Origin of the sequence: Moorena sp. SIO3A2, assembly GCF_010672265.1 — a bacterium.
GTDB lineage: Bacteria > Cyanobacteriota > Cyanobacteriia > Cyanobacteriales > Coleofasciculaceae > Moorena > Moorena producens.
On the sequence record NZ_JAAHHC010000003.1, the window covers coordinates 1 to 22,788 of the forward strand.

At 43.8% G+C, this 22,788-nt stretch carries 22 protein-coding genes; 6 read left to right on the top strand and 16 right to left on the bottom strand.

Translation table 11 applies throughout. From position 1 onward, the window contains the following. Together F6K64_RS04220 and F6K64_RS04225 are read left to right on the top strand one after the other, a co-directional pair. A partial coding sequence (locus F6K64_RS04220) for a gluconeogenesis factor YvcK family protein (protein WP_287264921.1) occupies positions 1-1,225 on the top strand: 1,225 nt, incomplete at its 5' end. A gap of 96 nt (positions 1,226-1,321) precedes the next feature. Then, positions 1,322-1,816: a bifunctional alanine racemase/tRNA (adenosine(37)-N6)-threonylcarbamoyltransferase complex ATPase subunit type 1 TsaE gene (locus F6K64_RS04225; RefSeq protein WP_008186100.1), complete on the top strand. Its 495-nt coding sequence runs from the start codon at positions 1,322-1,324 to the stop codon at positions 1,814-1,816. 8 nt (positions 1,817-1,824) lie between these two features. Here the strand turns inward: F6K64_RS04225 and F6K64_RS04230 are convergent, their stop codons facing one another. Together F6K64_RS04230 and F6K64_RS04235 are read right to left on the bottom strand one after the other, a co-directional pair. After that, the gene (locus tag F6K64_RS04230) at positions 1,825-1,977 is read right to left on the bottom strand and encodes a hypothetical protein (protein ID WP_154659841.1); all 153 of its coding nucleotides are present in this window, start codon (positions 1,975-1,977) and stop codon (positions 1,825-1,827) included. A 118-nt stretch (positions 1,978-2,095) separates the two neighbouring features. Then, positions 2,096-3,451: a dihydroorotase gene (locus tag F6K64_RS04235; RefSeq protein ID WP_008186102.1), complete on the bottom strand. Its 1,356-nt coding sequence runs from the start codon at positions 3,449-3,451 to the stop codon at positions 2,096-2,098. A gap of 334 nt (positions 3,452-3,785) precedes the next feature. On the opposite strand from F6K64_RS04235, the gene lepB reads away from it, so the two are divergent. Continuing rightward, positions 3,786-4,406: a signal peptidase I gene (gene lepB, locus F6K64_RS04240; protein ID WP_044493708.1), complete on the top strand. Its 621-nt coding sequence runs from the start codon at positions 3,786-3,788 to the stop codon at positions 4,404-4,406. A gap of 15 nt (positions 4,407-4,421) precedes the next feature. On the opposite strand, the gene F6K64_RS04245 is transcribed toward lepB, so the two are convergent. The 3 genes from F6K64_RS04245 to F6K64_RS04255 form a co-directional block, all read right to left on the bottom strand. Beyond that, entirely contained in the window at positions 4,422-5,726 is a 1,305-nt protein-coding gene (locus tag F6K64_RS04245) for a dihydroorotase (protein ID WP_008186106.1), read from the bottom strand. A gap of 628 nt (positions 5,727-6,354) precedes the next feature. Continuing rightward, complete coding sequence (locus F6K64_RS04250; RefSeq protein WP_008186108.1) at positions 6,355-6,801, bottom strand: hypothetical protein; 447 nt, start codon at positions 6,799-6,801, stop codon at positions 6,355-6,357. A 261-nt stretch (positions 6,802-7,062) separates the two neighbouring features. Beyond that, positions 7,063-7,989 carry a DMT family transporter gene (locus F6K64_RS04255; RefSeq protein WP_008186110.1) on the bottom strand — a complete coding sequence of 309 codons (927 nt, stop codon included), beginning with the start codon at positions 7,987-7,989 and terminating at the stop codon, positions 7,063-7,065. Between the two features lie 104 nt (positions 7,990-8,093). Between F6K64_RS04255 and F6K64_RS04260 the strand changes: the two genes are divergently transcribed. Continuing rightward, entirely contained in the window at positions 8,094-8,471 is a 378-nt protein-coding gene (locus tag F6K64_RS04260) for a DUF1823 family protein (protein WP_008186111.1), read from the top strand. A gap of 119 nt (positions 8,472-8,590) precedes the next feature. Here the strand turns inward: F6K64_RS04260 and F6K64_RS04265 are convergent, their stop codons facing one another. From F6K64_RS04265 to F6K64_RS04300, 8 genes are all read right to left on the bottom strand, one after another. Next, the gene (locus F6K64_RS04265) at positions 8,591-11,617 is read right to left on the bottom strand and encodes a hypothetical protein (RefSeq protein ID WP_008186113.1); all 3,027 of its coding nucleotides are present in this window, start codon (positions 11,615-11,617) and stop codon (positions 8,591-8,593) included. Positions 11,618-12,014: 397 nt separating this feature from the next. After that, positions 12,015-12,374 carry a hypothetical protein gene (locus tag F6K64_RS04270; RefSeq protein WP_008186115.1) on the bottom strand — a complete coding sequence of 120 codons (360 nt, stop codon included), beginning with the start codon at positions 12,372-12,374 and terminating at the stop codon, positions 12,015-12,017. Positions 12,375-12,840: 466 nt separating this feature from the next. Continuing rightward, positions 12,841-13,422, bottom strand: a complete 582-nt coding sequence (locus F6K64_RS04275) for a Uma2 family endonuclease (protein ID WP_008186117.1) — start codon at positions 13,420-13,422, stop codon at positions 12,841-12,843. A 169-nt stretch (positions 13,423-13,591) separates the two neighbouring features. Beyond that, positions 13,592-14,446: an OmpA family protein gene (locus F6K64_RS04280; protein ID WP_008186118.1), complete on the bottom strand. Its 855-nt coding sequence runs from the start codon at positions 14,444-14,446 to the stop codon at positions 13,592-13,594. Between the two features lie 258 nt (positions 14,447-14,704). Next, entirely contained in the window at positions 14,705-16,234 is a 1,530-nt protein-coding gene (locus F6K64_RS04285; RefSeq protein WP_008186121.1) for a hypothetical protein, read from the bottom strand. 367 nt (positions 16,235-16,601) lie between these two features. Continuing rightward, positions 16,602-17,885, bottom strand: coding sequence for a histidine--tRNA ligase (gene hisS, locus F6K64_RS04290; protein WP_008186123.1), 1,284 nt, complete (start codon positions 17,883-17,885; stop codon positions 16,602-16,604). An 18-nt stretch (positions 17,886-17,903) separates the two neighbouring features. Further along, entirely contained in the window at positions 17,904-18,200 is a 297-nt protein-coding gene (locus tag F6K64_RS04295; protein ID WP_008186125.1) for a hypothetical protein, read from the bottom strand. 292 nt (positions 18,201-18,492) lie between these two features. Continuing rightward, positions 18,493-19,458, bottom strand: a complete 966-nt coding sequence (locus tag F6K64_RS04300) for a hypothetical protein (protein ID WP_287264923.1) — start codon at positions 19,456-19,458, stop codon at positions 18,493-18,495. A 52-nt stretch (positions 19,459-19,510) separates the two neighbouring features. Between F6K64_RS04300 and F6K64_RS04305 the strand changes: the two genes are divergently transcribed. Then, complete coding sequence (locus F6K64_RS04305) at positions 19,511-19,735, top strand: hypothetical protein (protein ID WP_131826839.1); 225 nt, start codon at positions 19,511-19,513, stop codon at positions 19,733-19,735. 47 nt (positions 19,736-19,782) lie between these two features. On the opposite strand, the gene F6K64_RS04310 is transcribed toward F6K64_RS04305, so the two are convergent. From F6K64_RS04310 to F6K64_RS04320, 3 genes are all read right to left on the bottom strand, one after another. Continuing rightward, entirely contained in the window at positions 19,783-20,559 is a 777-nt protein-coding gene (locus F6K64_RS04310) for an RNA polymerase sigma factor SigF (protein ID WP_008186130.1), read from the bottom strand. A 64-nt stretch (positions 20,560-20,623) separates the two neighbouring features. Then, on the bottom strand, positions 20,624-20,764 hold the full coding sequence (locus F6K64_RS04315) for a hypothetical protein (RefSeq protein WP_154659842.1): 141 nt from the start codon (positions 20,762-20,764) through the stop codon (positions 20,624-20,626). 341 nt (positions 20,765-21,105) lie between these two features. Beyond that, positions 21,106-21,936, bottom strand: coding sequence for a photosystem II manganese-stabilizing polypeptide (locus F6K64_RS04320; RefSeq protein WP_008186133.1), 831 nt, complete (start codon positions 21,934-21,936; stop codon positions 21,106-21,108). A gap of 185 nt (positions 21,937-22,121) precedes the next feature. On the opposite strand from F6K64_RS04320, the gene F6K64_RS04325 reads away from it, so the two are divergent. Next, positions 22,122-22,577 carry a hypothetical protein gene (locus tag F6K64_RS04325; protein WP_229414579.1) on the top strand — a complete coding sequence of 152 codons (456 nt, stop codon included), beginning with the start codon at positions 22,122-22,124 and terminating at the stop codon, positions 22,575-22,577. The last annotated feature ends 211 nt before the right edge of the window (positions 22,578-22,788 follow it).

A 22,788-nucleotide genomic window follows, 5' to 3' on the forward strand; every position in this document is an offset into this window, starting at 1 on the left:
TGGTGTAGTGCTAACAAGTTTGGGATTAGCGATTTGGGTAAAGCTGACCCCAGTTTTTTACATCATTAAATTCACAGCCCAAGTTTTAGAGAAAATTACCACCATTATTCCTAACCATGTGTCTGGTCCAATTGCGCTGATCTTGGGTCTGGTTTTCATCTTCTGGGGGCAAACCCGGACGGTAGGATCAATTACGGAAGTTTTAAAACCCGACCACGATCGAAAACTGATTGATGTGCTGATGGATCATCGTCGGTTAAACCGGGGACCGAAAATTGTAGTCATTGGGGGTGGCACTGGTCTTTCTAGCTTACTTAGAGGACTAAAGGTTTATAGTGCTAATATCACTGCTATTGTTACGGTAGCTGATGATGGCGGTTCCAGTGGACGGCTGCGACGGGAAATTGGAGTGCTACCACCGGGGGATATTCGTCACTGTTTAACGGCACTGGCAGACCAAGAAAAGTTGTTAACCGAACTGTTTGAATACCGTTTTCGAGCTGGTAGTGGTTTAGTCGGTCACAGTTTTGGAAACCTTTTCCTGACCGCAATGAGTGATATTACTGGGGATCTAGAACAAGCTGTTGCTGCTAGTTCTCAGGTATTAGCAGTGCGAGGAAGAGTGTTGCCAGCTACCCTAACTGATGTCAGCCTTTGGGCTGAATTAGCTGATGGACGTCGGATTGAAGGAGAGTCTAATATTACTGATGCTCGGGGAGTGATCAAAAAAATTGGTTGTACTCCCGAACATCCACCTGCTTTACCAGCAGCACTCAAGGCAATTCAGGAAGCAGATTATATTATAATAGGACCCGGTAGCCTCTATACCAGCATTATTCCCAATCTGTTGGTGCCAGAAATTACCGATGCGATCGCAGCTCGCTTGATACCCCGCATCTACGTTTGTAATATCATGACCCAGCCAGGGGAAACTGATGGATATAGTGTCTCTGATCATATCAAAGCTATTGATGAAGCCTGTGGTAAAAGGCTATTTAACGCGATACTGGTGAATCGAAAATACCCCTCAGCTGGCTCACTGATTAAGTATGCTCAAGTTAAGTCTCATCCAGTATTTCTAGATCGAGAAGAAACTTCTAAATTAGGGCGTCGGATTGTAGTGACCAATGTAATGTATGAAGATGAGGAAACTAATTTAGTGCGGCACAATTCAGAAAGGCTGGCAAGGGTTTTATTACGATGGTATAGTCGAGCGCATGCTTAGATAAGGTGAGTGCGATGAAAATTTTTAAAGGAAAATAAAAGCTGAGATGTTAACTCAGAATAACCATTATTCGAGGTACTCTATTGCTAATAACTAATGACCAAAATTTTTCTAGCTGATGCTGAAGCAACGCGATCGCTAGGTGTGGAATTGGGGAAGTCTCTCCCAGCTAGTAGCATCATTTTGCTGGAGGGAGACTTAGGGGCTGGCAAAACAACCCTAGTTCAGGGTATTGGTGAGGGAATAGGCATTACTGATGCCATTGTCAGTCCCACCTTTACTCTGATCAACGAGTACACAGAGGGACGTCTCCCCCTGTATCACCTCGATTTGTACCGCTTATCTACCTCAGAAGTAGAGTCATTAAACCCAGAAAACTACTGGGAGGGAATTGAAGTTGCCCCAGGAATTGTGGCCATCGAGTGGGCTGAGCGCCTACACTATTTGCCACCCAGTTATCTACATCTGACACTAACCTATTCCCAGGACGGTGGACGTCAGGCTCAATTCACCTGTAACGGTCAGTTTGATTTAGGTTGGCTGTTGGATAGGTTATCTGGTTGTTCGCCCTTGGCGTCGAGTGTAGAGTAGGTTAAAGGTTAGTGGGATTGAGGTTGCCTGTTTGATAAGTTAGAAGGTTTAAGGTCTAAGGTTAGAAAGGTTGAACGCGATCGCGTGGCCGAAAGGCCAAGGTTAAGTACCTGGACATAAATTCCGTTAACTGTGTTGTTAACTTGATTAGAGTTACTCAACCCCTTTCTGTTTCCTGATCCGAAGTTCCCTATTTCTTGATATCAACAGTCAACTTTAATTTTTTCCCACTACCTATTCAATCCTATTATTAAATCCTATAGTTAAATCCGATAGTGTTTAACTGGTAAAAGTTAAAGCTTCACCTCGCACATCTGTGTTCAATTTTCCTCTGTCGTAGACTACTTGACCACCAACAATGGTCATCACTGGCCATCCGGTTAAGTTCCAACCTTCAAAAGGACTCCAGCCGCATTTTGTTAAAAGTTCTTCCCGTAACACTGGGTGGTAATTTTCCAAATCTACCAGTACCAAATCCGCATCATAGCCAGGAGCGATCGCACCTTTGTTGGGAATTCCATAAGCCTTAGCAACTGCTGTAGACATCCAGTCAGATACTTGAGCCACACTACACCGTCCCTCTATGGCTTGAGTCAGCATCAGTGGCAGAGATGTTTCTACTCCAGGCATTCCCGAAGGAGTGTGGGGGTACCCTTTGGCTTTTTCCTCCAAGGTATGAGGAGCATGGTCTGTAGCGATAAAATCGATCACGCCATCGAGTAGAGCTTGCCAAAGAACTTCGTTGTCGTGGCAGGAGCGCAAAGGCGGATTCATCTGTGCCAGGGTACCAATCTCTGCATAGGCATCGGTATTTAGTAATAAGTGCTGGGGAGTGACTTCCGCCGTCACCCAGCTAGGTTTGTCTTCCCTAAGCAATTCAGCTTCTTCCGCTGTGGATAGGTGCAAAATATGCAAGCGCCGCTGATATTTTTTAGACAACTTCAGGGCTAACTTGGTGGCATTAAGGGCAGCTTGATTGTCCTGAATCTTAGAGTGAACAGCAGGGTCAGTAATTCCAGCAAATTCCTTACGCCGCTGATTAATTCTAGCTTGGTCTTCAGCGTGTACTGCAATTAAGCGATTGTACTTCCGAGAACCTTCGCTAAAACCTTGAGCAAAAATTGGTTCTATCACTGCTTCATGATCTACCAATAGTGCACCATGAGCTGAACCCATGAATATCTTAATCCCACAAGTCGGCTGGGCATTGTGCAAATCTGGCTGATTTGCTGGTGTTGCACCGATAAAAAAGCCATAATTAACTAAACACTTATCTGCCGCTCGCTTGAGCTTGTCATCCAGTGGGGCTTGGGTCGTCGTCGGAGGACGAGTATTCGGCATCTCTAAAAAGGACGTCACTCCACCCTTGGCACAGGCACAACTGGCAGTAAATAAGTCTTCTTTATGTTCTAGACCTGGTTCCCGAAAATGGACTTGGGGATCAATTACCCCTGGCAACAAAGTTAAGCCTTGAGCGTCTATTTCTTTATATGCCGTAACGTCCGTTGGCACTGGGATTTCTGGGGCAACCTGAACAATCCTTCGACCGCAGGTGTGGATATCCCCCAGTAAAAATTCACCAGAGGGCAATAGAATACGAGCATGGCGGATAAACAAGCAAAAGTCAGACAACATAGGAGGATGTTAGAATTTGACAGTTTCCCTGCTCGGTGTCTAGGTAGATACAGTAGATACAAACCTGATATATAGCTAAATACAGACAACCGCAGCTAACCTACCACCATGGCACAAACAAACAGGGTTGTCCTGCCAAATTGACTTTATTCACAAAACTTTACATAATCTTGATTTAGGCTCCCCTACTAACTTTAAATTTTTAAGATCTAGCTAGAAAACCCCAGAGGTTTAAATTTGCTGTTAAATTTGCTGTTAAACTTGCTGATAATTTCCCAATCAGCTATTTGTTTAAATTTCCTCAAACTTGTGTATCGGTAGTAGTTGAATGGATATGAGTCGTGTACCAGATAAAAGACCAGAAAAAAAACCTACACAGCCTTCTAAAGACAATGCTTGGGTAGAAGGAATCAAAACGATTAGCTTGAGTGCTGTTCTTGCCTTTGGGATTCGCACGTTTGTGGCTGAAGCGCGATACATCCCATCGGGATCGATGCTACCGACACTACAGATTAACGACCGCTTGATTATTGATAAGATAAGTTATCGCTTTTTCCAAGACCCACAACGAGGAGAAATTGTGGTATTTGCTCCCACTGAAAGGCTGAAAGAGCAAAACTTTAAAGATGCTTTTATCAAGCGTGTAATTGGTTTACCCGGTGACAAGGTTTTGGTGAAAAATGGGCGAGTTTATATCAATGATAAAGAAATAGAGGAAAAGTATATCGAAGAAGCACCACAGTACGATTTTGGACCACAAACAGTACCACCAGACCAATACCTAGTACTGGGAGATAACCGTAACAATAGTTACGACTCTCACCACTGGGGCTTTGTCCCTCGTGACAAAATTATCGGTCGTGCTGTAGTGCGGTTTTGGCCGTTAAATCGAATGGGGAAATTGAAACCAAATCCGATTTATCCTGAAGGATTAAATCAGTCAACTGACTTATGAAGTCTAAGTACTTCATTATTTATATTTTACACTCGCTTCGCTCGCTGGACACCAAGTTTGCACGACACGACCAATTAATTCTTGCCCTAGCCAGGGGGTATTACTAGAAAGGGATTTGAGGTTTTTTTGGTGAACAATCCAAGGGGATTGAGGATTGAATAAGACTAACTCAGCGGATTGACCAGTAGCAGTGCTAGGGGGGTCTTGCTGTAGACAAATAGCAGGATTTGTGCTAAGACTTTTCCAAAGTTCTAAAGCTGACCAATCCCCTGTCTCGACTAGAGTATGCCAGAGCAGGGGTAGGGCTAGCTCTAAACCAATCACTCCTGGTGGTGCTTCAGCAAAGGCAACGGTTTTTTCTTCATAAGTGTAGGGAGCGTGGTCAATTGCGATCGCATCAATAATCCCCTCCCGAACACCTCGGATCAGTGCGGCTTGGTCAACTGGGTTTCCCAACGGCGGTTCCAAGCGCAAATTGGAGTTGTAACTGCATAAGTCTTCCGTATTGAGCAATAGATGCATCCAAGTGGTACTGGCTGTTACTGGCAACCCCGCTGCTTTGGCTGATTCAATCAATTGGACAGCACGACTGGTGGAGATACGCATGAGATGGACTGGCGTGCCAGTGGTTGCTACCACTTCTAATAAGGCAGCGATAGCGGATGATTCTGCGATCGCAGGATTCCCTGGCAAACCCAAAGCAATTGACTGGATACCTTCTCGCATCACTCCCCCATTTGCCAACTTAGGGTCACAAGCCCAAAGTGCCACTGGTTTACCCAAGGATTGTAGGTATTCCAACAACCGTCGAACTAGTGCTAAATTACATAAAGGACCTTCATCGGTAAAGCCCACTACTCCCCCTAAAGCTAGTTCAGCTAATTCAGTCATTTGCTGTCCTTCTAACCCGATGGTGAAGGCACCCCAGTGATAGAGTTGAGGTGAGCAAGGGGGGAGGCTTAGATAGGGAGAGTTTTGGAGTTCTTGCCGTTGTGCTAAAACAGCAGAATTGTCTAGGGGGGGTTTAGTGTCAGGCAAAATGGCTAAGCGAGTAAAGCCTCCATTTGCCGCTGCTGCCAGTAGTGAAGACCAGGTTTCCCGTTGCTCATGTCCTGGTGCACCAGAATGGCTGTAGAGGTCTACTAGTCCTGGTCCTAAAATGTGTCCCTGACAATCTTGCACCACTGTATCGCCAGAGATTTCCTTGATGTGAGTTTCTACTGCCGTGATTACACCATCAGTAATCAGCACATCAGCGACTTGGTCAATTCCAGAAACTGGGTCTAAAACCCGGACTTGTTGAAGTAGTTTACTATTCATTGGGGAAACGGAAAATGAAAAATAATTGGCTTTTAACTTAATCCCCCTTTCTAGCTAATCATATTTAAATTACTTGTTATGACGACTTATTTTTTACATTACTAAGTATATTTTTAAAATATAGCAGTCGCCAGCGATGCAGCGCGGTCTTGGGGAGGCAGCGCGGTCTTGGGGGTCCCCCCCATGAGCGACTGCCGTGGTTTCCCCCGGAGACGAAACCTGATTACGTTGAGCCTTTATGGTTGGTAGGTTATGCAAAAAAGGGTTAAAACTTATTGATTAAGGCTCAACTGTCTTACGGTAACTTCAAACCATGAGCGACTGCATCAAGACAGGGCAGTTAGGACATGACAAAAGTCTCACACCCTTTGTAAGCGCAAGAGTTTGACTTCTGACTTCTGACTTCTGACTTTTGACTTCTGCTATACCACTTTGCCAGATTTTGTCAGACTTATAAAGATGTAATAAATAGGCCGAAAACAATTTATTTTTCAAGCTTTATGAGTCATTACAGACTTTCTGGGAGCATCCAAATTTGGAATAAACATACCACATTAAGCTGTATTAACGTGATGTTAATGCCTATAGAATAAGAGATATTTCCCAAAATAGTATGCTCCCGAATTTATTAATTTTTATTGGCAGCAAATACGTTAACCAATTTGACCACTTGTGCAGGTCTATGATAAAATGTCCAATGCTGCGGAGACTCTGTTATAGCGTCAGTGTTGGATATTTTCAGCCTTTTTGTGATGTCTTCACTATTGGAAAACGTGGCTAAGTAAGTTGTTATTTCCCTAGCGCTGTAAGTAACATAATCATCATCATTTTCTATTTGACCGTTTCTATCTCCTGGAGCATCATTTTTCAAAAGAAGAAATGAGATATGGTTAGGGGGAGCAATAAGTTCCACATATTGCGTCGGCAACAGATCACGGTCACAAAATGAATGTAGAGTTAAGTCACATATTTCCATCTCAGTTTCACTACTCGCCAGGGCATTCATCCCATTGATTGTTAGCACTAGCATACAGGTTAATAACGTTACAAAACAAGTTTTGATCATTTTTTTCATTTCTTTTTTGCTTCTCCTACTTTTGGCAGACTGTAGTCAATTAACTAATTTTTTAACACTACTACGTTTTCTACCTGAAAGTTGAGGTGTAAAACCTAATAGTTGAGGTCAAAAAAATCTTTATTGAAGGCTAAACTCGAGCACTGTTGGACTTTTCTCATTTTATCAGTATAAACGAGTTGTTCGAGTTTAAAACCACTCGCTGCAAATAAATCATTATATTCTTATTCCGTGCGCCAGTAACCTTCAACCGATTAACCTTCAACCTATTTTCACATTCGCTCCATAAACTGCCACTGCAACCCCAACTAACAATACCACGGCACCTACCAAGACCAATACCCCCGGCACTTCCTGAAAAATCAGATAGCCCAAAAAACAAGCACCAACCGGTTCAAACAAAATAGCCAGGGTCACCAGGGTAGGATTAATCCAGCGTACCAACCAGTTAAAACTGGTATGTCCCACCATTTGGGGGAAAAGTGCCAATAACAAGATGTAGAGGTAAACTCCTACCGGATAATTGAGATAACTGACACCCCAGAGTAAGGATAACAGTAACAACACCAAAGCCCCCATACTGTAGGCGACAGCACTATAGCTACCGATACTCAAACCCCGCTGCTGTGCTTCACGTCCCCAAAGTACATACAAACTTGCTATCACTGCTGCCATCAATGCTAGAGAATTCCCCAACAGAGGATTACTCCCACCACTAATAGCACCCCCATCCCCCAAACTAATCAGCACAGCACCTACAAAGGCTACACCAATCCCCAAAACCGTCAGCCTAGTTAGTTTTTCCTTGAACCACAGCCAAGAAACTAGAGCAACCCAAATCGGAGTTGTGGTAACTAAGGTAGTAGATGCCGCAATGGAAGTAAAAGACAAGGAAGTAATCCAAGTCACAAAGTGTAGCGCTAAACAAATACCAGCCCCACTGGCATAGAGTAATGCACCTGGACCTAGCTGAGCTTGCCTGAAATTGCGCCAAGCTGGTAACAGTAGCATAGACGCAATAGTAAGGCGAGACCCAGCCACGAACAGGCTAAACCCTACCCCACTCACCCCAGCCGATGCGATCGCTAATCGCACAAAAATAGCTGATGTCGAAATCGCCAACACACCAGCCAAGAAAACCAATCCCACCTGCCACCGCAGCGGCTGCTTTATAATTTTCATAGCCATACAGCTTCAATCCCCAACCATTACCATTATTCCGCCAGAGGTACCAGGTGAGAAGTGAAGAAGTCTACTTAATCCTTGATAATTTCTAATTTAGAATTTAAACTATGTTTGAACTACCGCCACTCAATACTAATACAATTTGGTCAATTTTAAACGAAGAAATTGATGACGATACCGTTAATAAACTACTCTGGTACTATCTAGGTTATCGTTATAACTCAACTACCGGGCAGTGGGATATAACTGAGGTTAATCCTGAATGGCAAGAAGACTATCCCGAGCCACCCAATTTCCTAGAAAGCCGCCCTGCTACGGTAAAACTAACCCGTTCAATACCCAAAGAAAATAAACAGCTATTGAAAGAAAAATTAGGTTTCAAAGGTTACAAAATCGGGGAATTTGGTCCTCGACAAACTCGCCGAGCTACCGCAGCAAACTGGTTACTGAATTATATGGAACAAAACGGTATTGCCTCAGTCTAGCGTTTTTCATACTTATGAGGTACACAGGATTTTTTCCCTATTCCCTGCTCCCTGCTCCCTGCTTCCTAAAACTTAGGAAGTTGTACCTCAACCAATTGAGAAATGCTATGTAAAATACTTCATCCTTCAACCGTACTCGATAAATCAGTAGGAACAACTACACACTCCAACTCCGCCTTGTGACTCTCCTGCTGGTTCTCCAAATTAATTGCGATCGCTTCAATTCTGATTTGAGTCGTGCCTTCGGGTATAACTAATTGAGTCATTGCCTCCAGCTCCCCAGCCGCATTGGGGAGTAAATCTATAATAGAACGGGTTTCCTGGAGCAGAGAGCGAGTTTGCACGTCTTTAACCCACAATTTAATACATAGACGAGATTGACTAGGAGGAAGTTTTATGGTAACCATTACCTTTTCTCCAGCAACCAACTCCCTAGTAGTCGGTATTGATAAAGTGGGTGCTGTTAAGGTCGCATCCAACTCTAGGGATGAAAGATTCTCCAGTTTCGCCTTAACGTCATGTTGCTTAGTTGCAGTAGCTTTTGTAGCTTGTGGGGCTATTTCTATATCGTCTACTACAATTTCCTGAGTGCTCCAATCGTGACTAGTAATACCAACTCTAGGGGGTGTCTTTGGCATTGCTAATTCTGAACTAACTAGCGACAAATCCTCAGATTCTGTCATTGACTCCAAGACCTTTTCTGGAAATTCCCTAACCTCTTCTTGGTTGCTAGCCGTTTGATTCCTCTGTTCATCTTCCACTGCTGAGTGATCTTGCCCAGCAGGATTACTCTCTGGGGATAATTCTAACCTCAGCAATTCCATCAATTCATCATCTTCCGCTAAAGCACTCAACCGTGACCAAAAACGCTCTTCCATGTTTAAGGCTCGGAAAGCATCTTCTAAAGCGATTGACTCAGGATCTTGTACAGAATCTGGAGTCTCCCACCGAGTAGTATTCAATAATTGGTTTAGCTTGGAATTCTTGAACTGGGTATCAAGGGATTCTGAATCCTCTAACTGAACATCTGTCTGAGATTGATCAATCTCACTAATCTCAATAGTTTGGATTGCCTCAGATTCCGTTAGGGAATTAATCAGCACTTCAGAAGCATCATTAGAATTAGATGAGACCTCAGAATTTATCTCTAAGTTACTATCTTCAGTAGTATTTTTAGTACTATCTTTGGACTGTTCTACTGTGTCTTGAACTAATGTGTCTTGAACTAATGTGTCTTGAACTACTGTGTCTTGAACTACTGTGTCTTGAACTACTGTGTCTTGAGGCTGTAACTCTGACCCAGTATCTTGCTCTCGATTATTTAGTTCTGGATTGGCTGTAGTCGAGGATTCTTGATCATCTAGGGAAACGGAATCAGATCCTTTAGACTGATCTTGGACATCTTCGTGCTTTGCCTCAGGGTCAGCCACCGACTGCATTGTAGGCAAATTGGGCAATTCGAGGGATTTAACAGTTATGTCACTCGGCTGATGCTGGTAAAGTTTTGGTGGTAAAGACCGTCCAGAGATAGGTTGCAAGAACAGAGATGGATGGTTTTGGGGTAGCTCAACCAGATCCAGCGTAGTCTCCTCTAAGGGGTATTCATCTAATAATAGAAGGTCTTGATCAGGTTGATCAGGTTTGGCAGATTGAGCGATGCGATTAGCAAGTACTACCATGGTTTCCATGGGCATCCCCTGATTCCCTGGCACAATTACTTCTAATAAATCCTCTACATTAGCTGTAACAGTAAATTGTTGAGTTGCTAAAGGAGTTGACTGTGAATTATAAAGGGTGATTTTTCCTAAAATTAGACCACTTTGGCAATCCGTCGGAATATCTAGACTATGGCTAAATCCTAAAAATAACTCCTCTTGAGATAGTGAGTACTCAATATCTAACAAACGTTTTCCTGTTTGAGGAAACCGCAATTGATAGCGTAGAGTAGCAGGGAATAAGTTTTCTAAAACACTATCTAAAACACTAACTGTTATACTATCACCATTATTATTAATTTTATCATTATCTACTACCAATGCTCCTTTGATAGTCAACGACTCTCCTCGCTTTGCCAGGAAAATTTCCTTATCTAGTCTTAGGGTTAAACCGTACTGATTAACATCTGTATCTGAAACCCAATCTGAATCAGAGGTTTTTCTTAGCTGTTGGTTATCTTCAGATTCCCTATCTTCCAACTCATCCAATACTGGCTGAAGCACCTGTTGTAGTAGTTGCTCCAAAGTTTCCAGAGATTCCTCCATGATGGAATTCTCAACAGTCGATTGGAGTGGTAAGTCTTCCGAGATAGTTGCTGTTAGTTGTTGGTTGGTCTCAGAATTAACCGGTGCCTCTGGGTAAACCTCTTCTACCTCTTCCAAAACTGTCTCTGGGCTAGGACTAGATTCCTCTGGGCTAACCCCAATTGGTGCTTGGGCTTGGTCAACAGGTAACTCTGGTGCAGCAATGGTTATGGGTTGTTGCTCTGGTGGTGTTATCTGACTCTCGTACTCCTGAGGGTTAGATAATTCTGATCTAGCATCTGAGCTAGCATCTGTTACTTTCAGGTCATTAGCAATAGTATTGGTGGAGGGAGAATCAACAGCTAGCTCAGGTGTACTCAGGGAATTGTCTAGTTGAGGCGGCTGAGTATCAGTTTCGGTGACTTCTACTGGGGTGGCTTCTACTGGGGTGGATTCTACTGGGGTAGATTCTACTGGGGTAGATTCTACTGGCGTGGATTCTGCTACTGATGAGGATACAGAGGTTTTCGGGGGTGTCTCTACATCTTTGACTTTGGGTATGACTTGTAGCGCTAAAGATTTTCGCCAGGACTCACCCAGAAAATCGTCCATGATATCGTTACTGCAACGTAACTTCCACAGACCAGGTTTAAGCTTGGTGAAAGGAATAACCACCATTAACCCTTCTGAGTTGGTGCGACGCCATCGTTTCTGGGACTTGCGTTTGGGTGGCACTTGCTCTGTGCTATCATAGCTGACGCAAATTTCTACATCAGTATTGGGCCGGTTGGAACGAGCCACTATCCGATACCGACCGGATTCTATCTCCATCTCAGAAGACTTGATTGGCTTCCAGGAGCGCTCCCCCTCTTTCTGTAGTAGAAATTCCCAGTACTTCTTAGCCATTGTCGATATCTATGACCCAAAGACCTGCTAATGGACTTGATTGCTTTTCCAATTAGCTTACACTTTAAGTCGAGTATTTTGCTTATCCCCACCCTCGGGATTTGTCAACCACCGGATTCGACAGAGTGACTGACATCTACTCTGTTTAAGGGGATAAGAAAGCAATACCACAAAATTAACCTTTAAGATGTGCTTGTTGATACTAAATTTTAGGGCTAATCTTAAGAAGTAAGCATTCAGCTATCAGCTATCAGCTATGAACCGAAGGCTTGTACCCATGTTACGGGAATGGCTCAGGGCTGACGACTGACCGCTGACCGCTGAATGCTGACGTTAAGGATTCTTCTAAGCCTCAGAGATCGCCTGCCTAAAGTGTTGCTGATTCGAAAGCTAGAATTTACCAATTCATCAGTTCATCTATTACAGTGCGAATACGATAAGTGTTCCGGTCACAAGGATTCACACAAATAACATCTACCCTGACATAATCACCTTTGGGAGCACATACAAGATTAAAAATAACGTTATTTCCTCTTTTATAGCGCCATGGGTGAAATTCAGTTTTTTCGATTTCTCCTCCATTTACAAGAATATTCATTTTTTCTATACCTTTCTTGTTACAGCTTGTCTCACTCCCACTACTAACGGAATGCCAACCTGTACTACCTCCATTTGCGCTTATTGCATTAGCTAATCCTTGGTTTAGGGTCATACTTACAATAGTTGCAACAGATAAAATGCTTAATTTATTTAACATCGTGATTCCTCCTTATCTCTTGTTAACTAATTTTATAACATCTTATTCTTATTGATTATTCTTAATAATCAATAAGAATAAGATGTTTTTAAAAAACTTAAAATTACTTAATATTTATTGGGTATAAATTTAAGGCATTGCTGAATTAAAATAGATAATAGCGTTTTCAAACGAGTTGTAAAATTATAGATTGTCGAAAAAGACAAGAAGCAAGAGGCAAAAAGCAACAGGGAAAAGAGCTCCAGAGTTTTATAGGAAACTCAAAAAAGACATTTTCAGTTTACATCTCAAATACAAATGCTATAAAACCGTAGGGGGTAAATCTCAATGCATGCTGTTTGATCCGGTGGGTGGAACGGGCATCTTGCCCGTGGGTGGAACGGGGCGGGCTGTCCCAATTCTGGCTACGAGGAGGAACATGAAGGCTCCCCTAAGGCACCCTACTCGACTAATCTTAAGGATTTTTCTAAGCCTCAGAGATAGCTTGTCTGAAGTGCCTAATAGCTTCAACTTTGGAAGCCATCATCAGACACCGAGACAATAAGTCAATATCCAAATCTGGCAAGACTTCACTCTGGGAAATTTTTTCGTAACCATCAAAGCGCAAGTGATACAAAGCAAATACACCATCCTCCCAAAACCAAACTTCGGGTACTCCTAATGATTGGTAACGACTTAGTTTGCTCTGATTACCACTGGTAAAGACAACTTCAATAGAGAGGTCTGCAATCACTCCTGACGCTCTACCAATTAGGTAAGATTGGTCTGCTTGTGCAGATGCTTCCCCTTCCTTCTCTTGGGTAAAGCTACCGGTTGGAGTGAACTCAATTTGTTTTTCAACAAAATAAGTACCCAGCAACAGTGCTATGACACCACTGAAGACTTCATGGTCTTGGGAAACTGCCAATATTTCTACCTCACCCCTGTAGTAGAACAGTCGAATTCCTGGGGAGTTGACGAACCCCGCTTGAATTGATTTGAAGTTATGCCAACTTACCCCGGAGTGGACTAGCCGTTGGTCTGTTTGTTTATCTACGACATAGGTCATGGCGATTATTCCTTGTTCACCATAGAAAGCCTAATCATGGAGTTTGCGATCGCAAACTTCCTGACTACCATCTTTGTAACCATTCAGCTGACAGCTGAGGGCTGACAGCTGACGGCTAACAGCTGACGCATCTTTCCTTACCAGATTAGCGAGATTATGTCCTCTTCAGCTATTGAACATTTGTTACCTTACCGAGACGAGTAAAGCGAATTTCAATCCTGCGCCTAGTTTGATCATCCTTTAAACTAATCGGAGCAATTTTTCCATTAGGTAAAATTAACTGGGCTGCAGAATAAGCCCGAAATTGCAACCCCTTCAGCCGCCCTTCCTTAGATTGAATCTCACGGAGTAATTGCACAACTGCCAAAGCTCGCATCAGTCCTAAATCAGCATTAGATCCTGGTCTAAGTTGACTGATAGAGGAATTTTTATTAACTACATTCCCAATGGTCTGGTCGATATTGCCAGCACCAAGATTAGGTTGACCATCGGTGTGACCAATCAGTTCTACTACATTAATTTCATAGTCCTTGGCATTGCTTTCAATCGCAGGGACAATTTGCTGCCGAATATAGTCTTTCATCGCTGAGGGAATTTCCGCACTGCCGGAATCAAATCGGTAAGCCCCCTGATCTTTGATTACAATAATTGGAGGTGTATCTGGTGGTTTTGGTGCTGCAGCAATCTGTACCTGCAAAGCCCTAACCTGCTGTTCTAGTGCCTTTTGGCGGTCAGTTGAGCGCTTTGCCCTAGCTCTCCAAATCGCTACGCCACGCTCAAGTTGATCAACCCGAACTGCCTTAGCTCGTAATTCCGCATTCTCCCTTGCTAATTGCACCACTTCATCTTCACTTCTGGTGAGATCATCAATGGTTGATTCCAAGGCAGTTTGTGCCAGCACAGACTTCAAAATAGACAGCAACAAAAATAAGATCAGGATCATGAAGGCATTAGACATTAAGTCTGTAAAGGCTGGCCAGAGATTTATCTCTTCATTCCAATCATTATTTCGTGAACGACGCATTTTATCAATTTCCTGTCAATTTTATAGTTATTATGTAAGTATTCAGCCGTCAGCCGTCAGCCGTCAGCTTATGCCCATAGCGCACGCTACTAATGGTGCTTTTGAATAAGCGATGCAGCCCCTACCCACTCGCGCTTTGCATCAAGAAAAGAGCTAAGCATTCGTTTAATTTGAGTTAGGTTCCAGCGTCGAAGCCTGTGCCACAAAGCTGATAGCTGATAGCTGATAGCTTACGTGATTATTTGTCATTTGCCAGGTTTATCGTTCACTGCTCAAACGCCTGACTAGCTCTCCTACAGTCATATCTTGGGTTATGCGAGTTGAACCATCGACTTGATTGGACTCAATCATTTTTTTGCTAATCTTAGCAATTTCCTGATTAGTGTTATTGAGATGATTGACAACTTTTTCAAGATTGTGTCGCATAATTTCATAATTATGCTGGTCAGTATTAGCTTGCTGAGTAAGACTTTGATCAAGGCGATCGCCTAAAGCCTGAATGCCCAGACTTACTCCTTCGGTATAGCTTTTCACATTTGACACTAACTTAGCCAATTCAGCCTGAACGTCACTCAAGCTATCGCTTCGAGAAACAATCCGTTGCTCTAATTGATCAAGCCTAGCGATCGCTGACTGAAATCCCTGTGCTCCTTGCTGAAGTTGGGGGATAATCTTCCCTAAGGCTTGTTGACTGTGATGATGCTGCTTCACTACATCTATAGAAGATTGTCTGAGGGCACTGATTTCTTCTGCCAATTTTACCAACTTAACCCCATGAAGTTGAAGTTCAGCCATTGCTACTCCCATAGCTTGGACTGATTGGGATAGCATACTGGCTGACTCAGAGAAACTGCTTTGGGTTCTAGTTAAATCTACTGTAGCCTTAGATAATTTTTGAGGAAACTGGCTATGCTCGAAGGTTTGAGCCACTTGGGTAAATTGAGCAGCAGCTAACTGAAATTCCTCAGCACTTCTGGCGATAGTACTAGCAGCTTGGAAGAATCTATTGTAAGAATTTTCTGCTATTTTAAGCACTTGAGTGTTAGCATCAGCAATTTCTTGAACTTTTTCTCGTAGTGAGGATTCCACTGCTTCTCGAACAGTCTGACCAAATTTCGCCAAAAAGTTGTCAAAGATATTGGACATCCCCTGAACCAATACATCCAGGCGTGTTTGCCCTACTAAAGTCGGCTGATAAATATTATCCAAGTAGTCTTCTAAGTAACTAATTAGATTATTTTTGGCTAGCCCTGTATTGAAGGCGACATTAACTACGGTTAAGACAGCACTAAAAAAGATCGCAGTTAAGCTAGTGGTAAAAGCAATCCCCATCCCTTCTAGGGGTTGCTGTAATTGGTTAACTAAAGTATTGATATCGGTAGCATCAGACTGACTGATTGTTTGACTCAGTGCTAACAAATTGATGGTGATGCCGATAAAGGTACCTAGTAAGCCAAAGGATAACAGTAAGCTAGGCATAATCCGACCAATGTAATCAATTTGGTCACAAGAGATGCCAACAACTTTCTCGTGGCTGTAGGCTTGGTCAATTAATGCGCCTGTATTGACCTGCTCTAAATGTCGGCTAGCATCTGAGAACCGTCTTTCTAGCTCCTCTACAATTCTGGGTTTTTTCCCACGAGGCTGTCCATGGATTAGTCTTCTTACTCGCTTCCCTAGGGATAAAAGATGGGTATGGAGAGCAAAACGTAGTAAAATTACGAATACTGATGGGATTACCACCAGTACTACAGTCAGGGCAATTAAGTAATCAGGTATTGGTAGCATAGCAGCAGCTGGGGAACTCTATAGGTGAAATGGTAGCGCAGCATCCTCAGGATGATAACCCATTTCTTTATAACCTAAGCATACCCAGACTTATCTCAAACCATTGATATTTAACTACGAAATAATAGGAGGTTATTGAGTGTTAACACTGAATAGTCAAGGGTGCATCTCCTAACAGTTTGACCCAGCAGTGGTGCGTTACGGGCAACAACCTCACCCTGGCTACGAGGCCAAATATCAAGGCCCCCCTAACACACCCTACCCATACGAAGGTGCGTTACGGGCAACAACCTAACCCTGGCTACGAGGCGAAATATGAAGGCCCCCCTAACGCACCCTAAGCAACTCAACACTCAACACTCAACACTCAACGCAATTGTTCTATCTGCCCTTTTAACTGGTCAGTTTTATCCAATAAATCAGCTTGGGTCATAGTTTCTTGTTCCCCAGAGGCCAGCCATTTCAAATTCACTGTGTTGCTCTGAGCTTCAGCATCTCCGATCACTAAACAAGCCACCGCACCACTGCGGTCAGCTCGCTTAAACTGTTTACCAAAAGCACTTCCACTCAAGTCCAGTTCTACAGCCAACCCAGCTTGGCGCAGTTGTTGAGCCAGTTTCAACCCTTGAGCTTGAGCTACTTCACCTCTGGATACTAGATAAAAATCTAGCGCTAGGGTTGGTGATGCTTGCAGTTGTTGCAGCAAAATCACTAAACGCTCCAAACCAATGGCCCAACCAACGGCTGGAGTTTTATTTCCCCCCAATTCATGGACTAATCCGTCATAGCGACCACCACCACAAACTGTTGCTTGAGCGCCTAAGTCATCAGAGATAATTTCAAAGGCAGTGTGGGTGTAGTAATCCAACCCCCGCACCAAGCGAGGATTGAGCTGGTAACTAATCCCATTATCCTGCAACAACTGCTTTACCTGATCAAAATGACTTTGGGACTCTGAACTGAGGTAGTCTAAAATGCTCGGAGCATCCTGAGCAATCTCTTGAGTACGTTTGTCTTTACTATCTAAAATCCTGAGGGGATTGCGAGTTAAACGGTCTTGAGAATCTTCGTCCAACTCATCTTTGTAAGGAGTGAGGTAATCTACCAGAGCCTGTCGATACTGTTGACGGTCTTCGGTACTACCGACAGAATTCAGGTCAAGTTTCAGGTTAACTAGACCCAAGGTATTTAGGATATCGATTGCGATCGCAATTACTTCTGCATCTGCCCTCGGATCACGAGAACCAATCACCTCTACCCCCAATTGATGAAACTGTCGCTGTCGTCCAGCTTGGGGATTTTCATAGCGAAACATCGGACCGGTATACCAGAGCCGTTGTACTCCACCAGCAGCATAGAGGCTATTTTGAATATAAGCTCGCACTACTCCCGCTGTCCCTTCTGGACGTAGTGTCACCGAACGAGGAGGGGTTGCCCGGTCGTTGAAGGTATACATTTCCTTCCCCACCACATCAGTAGCTTCCCCAATCCCCCGTTCAAACAGTTCAGTGCGCTCAAAAATGGGAGGACGAATTTCTCGATAAGCCGCTCTATTGAGAATCTGTTGTGCGATCGCTTCTACTTGCTGCCAATATCCCACTTCGTCTGGCAGGATATCCCGTGTTCCTCGTAAAGCCTGGATTAAACCCATTAACCTTTTGCTTCCCCATCATGTGAGCTGCTGTCCACCATCGGAAGTGTCTTCTTCCCAGGCACCATAGCGATTTTGATAATAGGACAAAATTTGCTTGACCCGTTCTGTTTCTAATTTATCAGCAGTCTCGGCATACTCAATCCACAATCCACCAACTTGGCTCTGATTGTAATCAAACTGCTGGGATGTTTGGGGTAGTAAATCAGCGTCTACCCCTGTCACTTGCCGTAAATGGGCAGCTACCTCTCGATATACTGCCAAGGGTAAACCAGGACAACTAATTTGATAACGCAATAGTTTACACTGCTCCATGATCCTAGGGTACCTTGTATTAGGGATTAAGTAGCAGAACCATTAACCCAATTTCTAACACCTTTAGCTATCAGCGTGTCGCGTATCAGCTATCAGCCAAAGGTCTGTGGCAACGCTACTGCAACAGTTTATGCCCATAGCGTACGCTACTAATACTTTTTCATAAAATCAGCACAATTAGTAGCGTCAGCCAAGGCCAAAGGCTTTTGGGCCACGGTACGGGAATGGCTGATGGCTGACGGCTGATAGCTGAATGCTTACCTAACACCTAACACCGTGCCCTAAGGTTACCTCAAGAAGCTGATGTTGAGGTTTCTCCAACTCGTCTAGAGACTTCAACACCGTTTTCTTCCAGAATCACCACTGGATCTAAGCCTCTATACATTTCAATCCGCTTGACTAGCACTTGTCCACCTAATAGAAACTGTCCAGCTTGAACGCTACGACTAGGCTCATTAGGGACATCTAGGATAGCGTAATAGACACCCCTACCATTGTCAACTACCCCTGTGACACTGATCTTATATGCCAGTTCTGGTTCTGGTAGGATTGGCAGTTGCAGATCAAATTCAGGAGGGATAGGGGGGATACCATCCTTGACAACAGAGCTATTGTCTGGTTTTGAACCAGGCTTAGCTTTGCTCGTCTGTGTAGGCTGAGTTTTCTGGGGCCGTGGCAAAACATTTCCTCTTGATGAGCCAGGAGACTTTCTAGGGATTGATGAGCTTGGAGCCTTACGGTCGGGCTTGCTAGCTCTTGAAGGGCTGGTCGGCCTGCTAGCTCTTGAAGGGCTGGTCGGCCTGCTAGCTCTTGAGGGGCTGGTGGGTTTTACTGCTACACTACTTCCTGTCCCAGGACGCGGACGCCAAGCCGGTCTTGGTGGTGTAGGAATCAGAGGCTGTACCCTCGTAGGGGAACTACTTGGTCTGCCAGGATTGGGCAAAATCTCCACCTCTGGTTGCACTGAAATTGCTGCAAACGGGTCAAGACGTCCCTTATCAATCCGATTTCTTACTTCATTGCTTGGCAAGGTTGTGATCAACGGTGGTATTGGTATTACCTTTTCCTGCTCCGGTTTTTCCGGGGATTTAGGAGCAAATTCAGCTACAGGAGGAGAAGGTTTGGTGCTATCCGGGGAAGCCACCGGAGTAGGTTTAGGGGTAGTCGGCTCCACTTGATCAGCCTTTCTCCCCGGTTGACAGCCTCCTATAAGCAGAGCCAGCACACTCACCCATACGATGCATGATACTTTACCCATGACCACCTAAAAATAACGCTTTATCCGAGCATACCCTTGAAGTTATCGATCTGTGGCACCAACTTCTTTGAAGATAGGATTTTTTTGGCAAATTTCCAAAACTGGAGACTCTAAGCAAAAGGCTGTGGGCAGGTCAGCCGTCAGCCTTTTGCCAAAGGCTCACCCTTGGCCAAAGGCTACGCTGCGCGAATGCGAACAGCCGTCAGTGGTCAGCTTATTTTATCCAAAAGCACCTCAACTAGAGTCCAGTTACTTTGCCAGCTGTATAGGATTCTAGATAATTTTATATTATATTTATAATAATGTATGTAGTGAAAATTAATCTTAATCTTGTGTCGGTGTCATTAACTTTTGCAAAGCTTCCAAGCCTTTTTTAACGCGGCGGGATACCGTTACTACACTGATGTCTAAGCGCTGTGCTACCTCTTTTTGGGTCAAGTCATGTAAAAAAACAAATTCCAGCACTTCACGAGTGCGCTTTTCCAAATGAGCTAGGGCTTGTTGAATGCGGATTTGGTCTTCCTGTGCCAGCTGAAAACTGCGATAGCGAGGATCTGGCACTAACTCACCCAAGCTGGTGTTTCTGTCCTCTGAATCTCCCACTGGTGTATCTAAGCTCAGAGGTTCCCGATTTTGATGAGCTAGGGTAATTTCTTGCCATTCTTCTAGGGAAATGTTTAATGCTGCTGCTATTTCTTCTTCTGTCGGTTGCCGGTTTAACGTTGCTCGTAAATTTTGAGTAATTTCCACAGATTTTTGCCGTAGGGCTAGCCAGCGTCGAGGAATGCGAATTGAATAACCCCGATCTCGTAAATAGTGCTGAATTTCACCACGAATGTAGGGGATAGCGAAGGAACTAAATGCTATGCCCTTGGTGGAATCAAATCGTTCTATGGCAACAATTAAGCCAATACAGCCAACCTGAAGTAAGTCTTCGTAGCTTTCATTACACTGCTTGACCCAATGATGAGCTTCTCTCCTCACTAGTCCTAAATTGAGAGCAACTAGCTGATTGCGAAGTTCAGGGTCAGGATATTGCTGGTACTTTTGTAATAATGTTAAGCTTTGATACTTAAGTTTATGGTTAAGGTTAGTCGCCATAACAAAGTTGAAGGTGGTAGATTACAAGTAGATCACAATTAGATCACAATCGGCTATGAGACCGCTAACTCGTGCCAATTATCCTGGATGGCTGCAACAAATTTTTACTCCCTTTTGCTAATGGGTCAGGTTGAATTGGTAATGGTTGTCGGATTCCCGATTGACGATTTCCCGGATCCAATCCCCGGAAGATCTTATGTTGCATTCCTTTTCGATCAAGGGGTTCAGTTTTATTGGCGTGGGTTTATGCTAAAGTTTTGTTTGATAACATAGGTGATTTAGTTAATTTAGTTTATTAATCTCCAAAAGCACCGCCCTGGTCATAGTGTTATTGCTTTAATTGTAGATTTACCATTAAGTTTATTAAAACAGTAATTTCACCCGAATCCCGAATTAGAAACGATGAAAGTTTATTAATAATACATACAGGATAACGAAAACGCCACATTCCGATCAAAAAAGGGGCATACGCCCCTTAGCAATTAACGTTTTTGCCAATTTCCCATGCTGGGAGTCAGTGGCTTCCAAGACTCAAACCAAGGTCAGCTATGCTTGTTTTGGTTGAATGCGACCGTAAAATATTCCCTGAACTTTCACTTCTTCTGGCTCATCAGCACCTAAGTCAGTATCTGAGGGTTGTTCACTTATGAATGTACCAGCAATTTCGCCACTCTCGCTATCTACTTGAGCTATGCGCAGCTCAATGGTGCCTTCTCCCACATCTGCGCTCTTAACATTGGCAAACTCTTGGCTATCCGCTTGAGATGGCAGAGCAACCGAATTATCATAACCACTAGCCAGACCTCGACCTTTGGGATCTAGGAAAACAGCACCCCGATAAGAGGGGACGTAGAAATCACCAACAAAGTCGGTGGAAGCATTGATGCTCTCCAAACCAGGCTCAGTTGTGGCAACCAATTTTTTAATGGTAAACAGGAATGGGACTTGCTCACCTCCAGGCAACTGAATAGTGATGGGTTGGAAATCTATACCATCCTTTTCCAAAAACTTCAGACTACCATCTTCTTGAAAAACTAAGTCTCCTCGCACTTGAACCAGGCTAGAGGTATAACGGGTCAATAATTTGCCGGGAAGATATTCTGCCTCTTTGCGCTTAGTTCCTTCTTCCTTGACAAAGAAGTTGGTTGGCTGTACGCATATATCGACAATCTCATAGGACTGGTCAGGGTCTACAGGAATAGCACCCCGAGTCATTTCTGACAGCTGTGGACAGTTATTGGCTAAACCAGTGTTTTTAATCTGGTCATAGGTAAGTCCTTCGATACTTTCCAAGCTGGCTACATCTGGAGAACAGGAAGCTGTAAAGACCCCCAGACATAACGCGAGGAAGGCACAAATCAAAGCACGATACTTCATAGTCAATCTCAATCGTCAATAATCAGATCTAAAAATGTATGTTAGGTTGGTTCTGGAATTGGGTTGCTGGTGCCATAGGAGTTAAACAGCTGCTGCCCTCTAGGCATTGACCAGTATGATCCACAATTCACACCACACCCATGTTATAAGTCGGGCTACACACAAACTATCGGGAAGCTTGTTATTTGGTTGAACTACTGCCATTTGGGCATAGGGCATGCAAAAATGGCACCGATTCCGTGAGCCTCAGCTGTTCTTTAGAGCATTGTACACGGGAAGAGCCGCCTTTACTGCGACAGTTATTTGATGGAATGGATCGGGATAAAGATTTGGATTCAGAGCAATTACAGGCTAAATTACTAGAGATTAGCGCTGATCTTCGTTCTTTGGCAAAGAATTACCAAGATGATAACTTAGCGCTGTTGGCTATACTCAGGGGTTTAGAGGAAGTCCATGGCGAGATTCGAGACGGGTTATTTCAAGCCTCATTGCCGGATACTCGCCAGAAACTATATGATTTTCTAAAGGATATTGAAGAAAAGGGTGGTTGGCCCTATATTGAACGCATGAATCTAATCTCTGTACTTAATAAGCTGCCTGAGTCAGCCCGATCTAAGCAGGGTATCACTGACGACCACTAGGAAACTGTTGCCCAAGTCCTGGGATGATTGATAGAGATTTAGAACAGACCGAAGAGTCCGGAAGAGCGTGAAAACCAGACTATATCCCGCTTAAATTTAGGAAAAACCTTGCTTGCTGAGCAAGTCATCGGTGCTAGGCAATAGCCCAACGTCAATGGTGGGAGCCAATACACCCACTGGACAAAATCCCGACAGAGTGACTTAAGTTAAG

Coding starts and splice junctions, on each gene's coding strand:
- F6K64_RS04225 (WP_008186100.1), top strand. CDS start 1,322: ATGACCAAAATTTTTCTAGCTGATGCTGAAGCAACGCGATCGCTAGGT.
- F6K64_RS04235 (WP_008186102.1), bottom strand. CDS start 3,451: ATGTTGTCTGACTTTTGCTTGTTTATCCGCCATGCTCGTATTCTATTG.
- lepB (WP_044493708.1), top strand. CDS start 3,786: ATGAGTCGTGTACCAGATAAAAGACCAGAAAAAAAACCTACACAGCCT.
- F6K64_RS04245 (WP_008186106.1), bottom strand. CDS start 5,726: ATGAATAGTAAACTACTTCAACAAGTCCGGGTTTTAGACCCAGTTTCT.
- F6K64_RS04250 (WP_008186108.1), bottom strand. CDS start 6,801: ATGAAAAAAATGATCAAAACTTGTTTTGTAACGTTATTAACCTGTATG.
- F6K64_RS04255 (WP_008186110.1), bottom strand. CDS start 7,989: ATGGCTATGAAAATTATAAAGCAGCCGCTGCGGTGGCAGGTGGGATTG.
- F6K64_RS04260 (WP_008186111.1), top strand. CDS start 8,094: ATGTTTGAACTACCGCCACTCAATACTAATACAATTTGGTCAATTTTA.
- F6K64_RS04265 (WP_008186113.1), bottom strand. CDS start 11,617: ATGGCTAAGAAGTACTGGGAATTTCTACTACAGAAAGAGGGGGAGCGC.
- F6K64_RS04270 (WP_008186115.1), bottom strand. CDS start 12,374: ATGTTAAATAAATTAAGCATTTTATCTGTTGCAACTATTGTAAGTATG.
- F6K64_RS04275 (WP_008186117.1), bottom strand. CDS start 13,422: ATGACCTATGTCGTAGATAAACAAACAGACCAACGGCTAGTCCACTCC.
- F6K64_RS04280 (WP_008186118.1), bottom strand. CDS start 14,446: ATGCGTCGTTCACGAAATAATGATTGGAATGAAGAGATAAATCTCTGG.
- F6K64_RS04285 (WP_008186121.1), bottom strand. CDS start 16,234: ATGCTACCAATACCTGATTACTTAATTGCCCTGACTGTAGTACTGGTG.
- hisS (WP_008186123.1), bottom strand. CDS start 17,885: ATGGGTTTAATCCAGGCTTTACGAGGAACACGGGATATCCTGCCAGAC.
- F6K64_RS04295 (WP_008186125.1), bottom strand. CDS start 18,200: ATGGAGCAGTGTAAACTATTGCGTTATCAAATTAGTTGTCCTGGTTTA.
- F6K64_RS04300 (WP_287264923.1), bottom strand. CDS start 19,458: ATGGGTAAAGTATCATGCATCGTATGGGTGAGTGTGCTGGCTCTGCTT.
- F6K64_RS04310 (WP_008186130.1), bottom strand. CDS start 20,559: ATGGCGACTAACCTTAACCATAAACTTAAGTATCAAAGCTTAACATTA.
- F6K64_RS04315 (WP_154659842.1), bottom strand. CDS start 20,764: ATGCAACATAAGATCTTCCGGGGATTGGATCCGGGAAATCGTCAATCG.
- F6K64_RS04320 (WP_008186133.1), bottom strand. CDS start 21,936: ATGAAGTATCGTGCTTTGATTTGTGCCTTCCTCGCGTTATGTCTGGGG.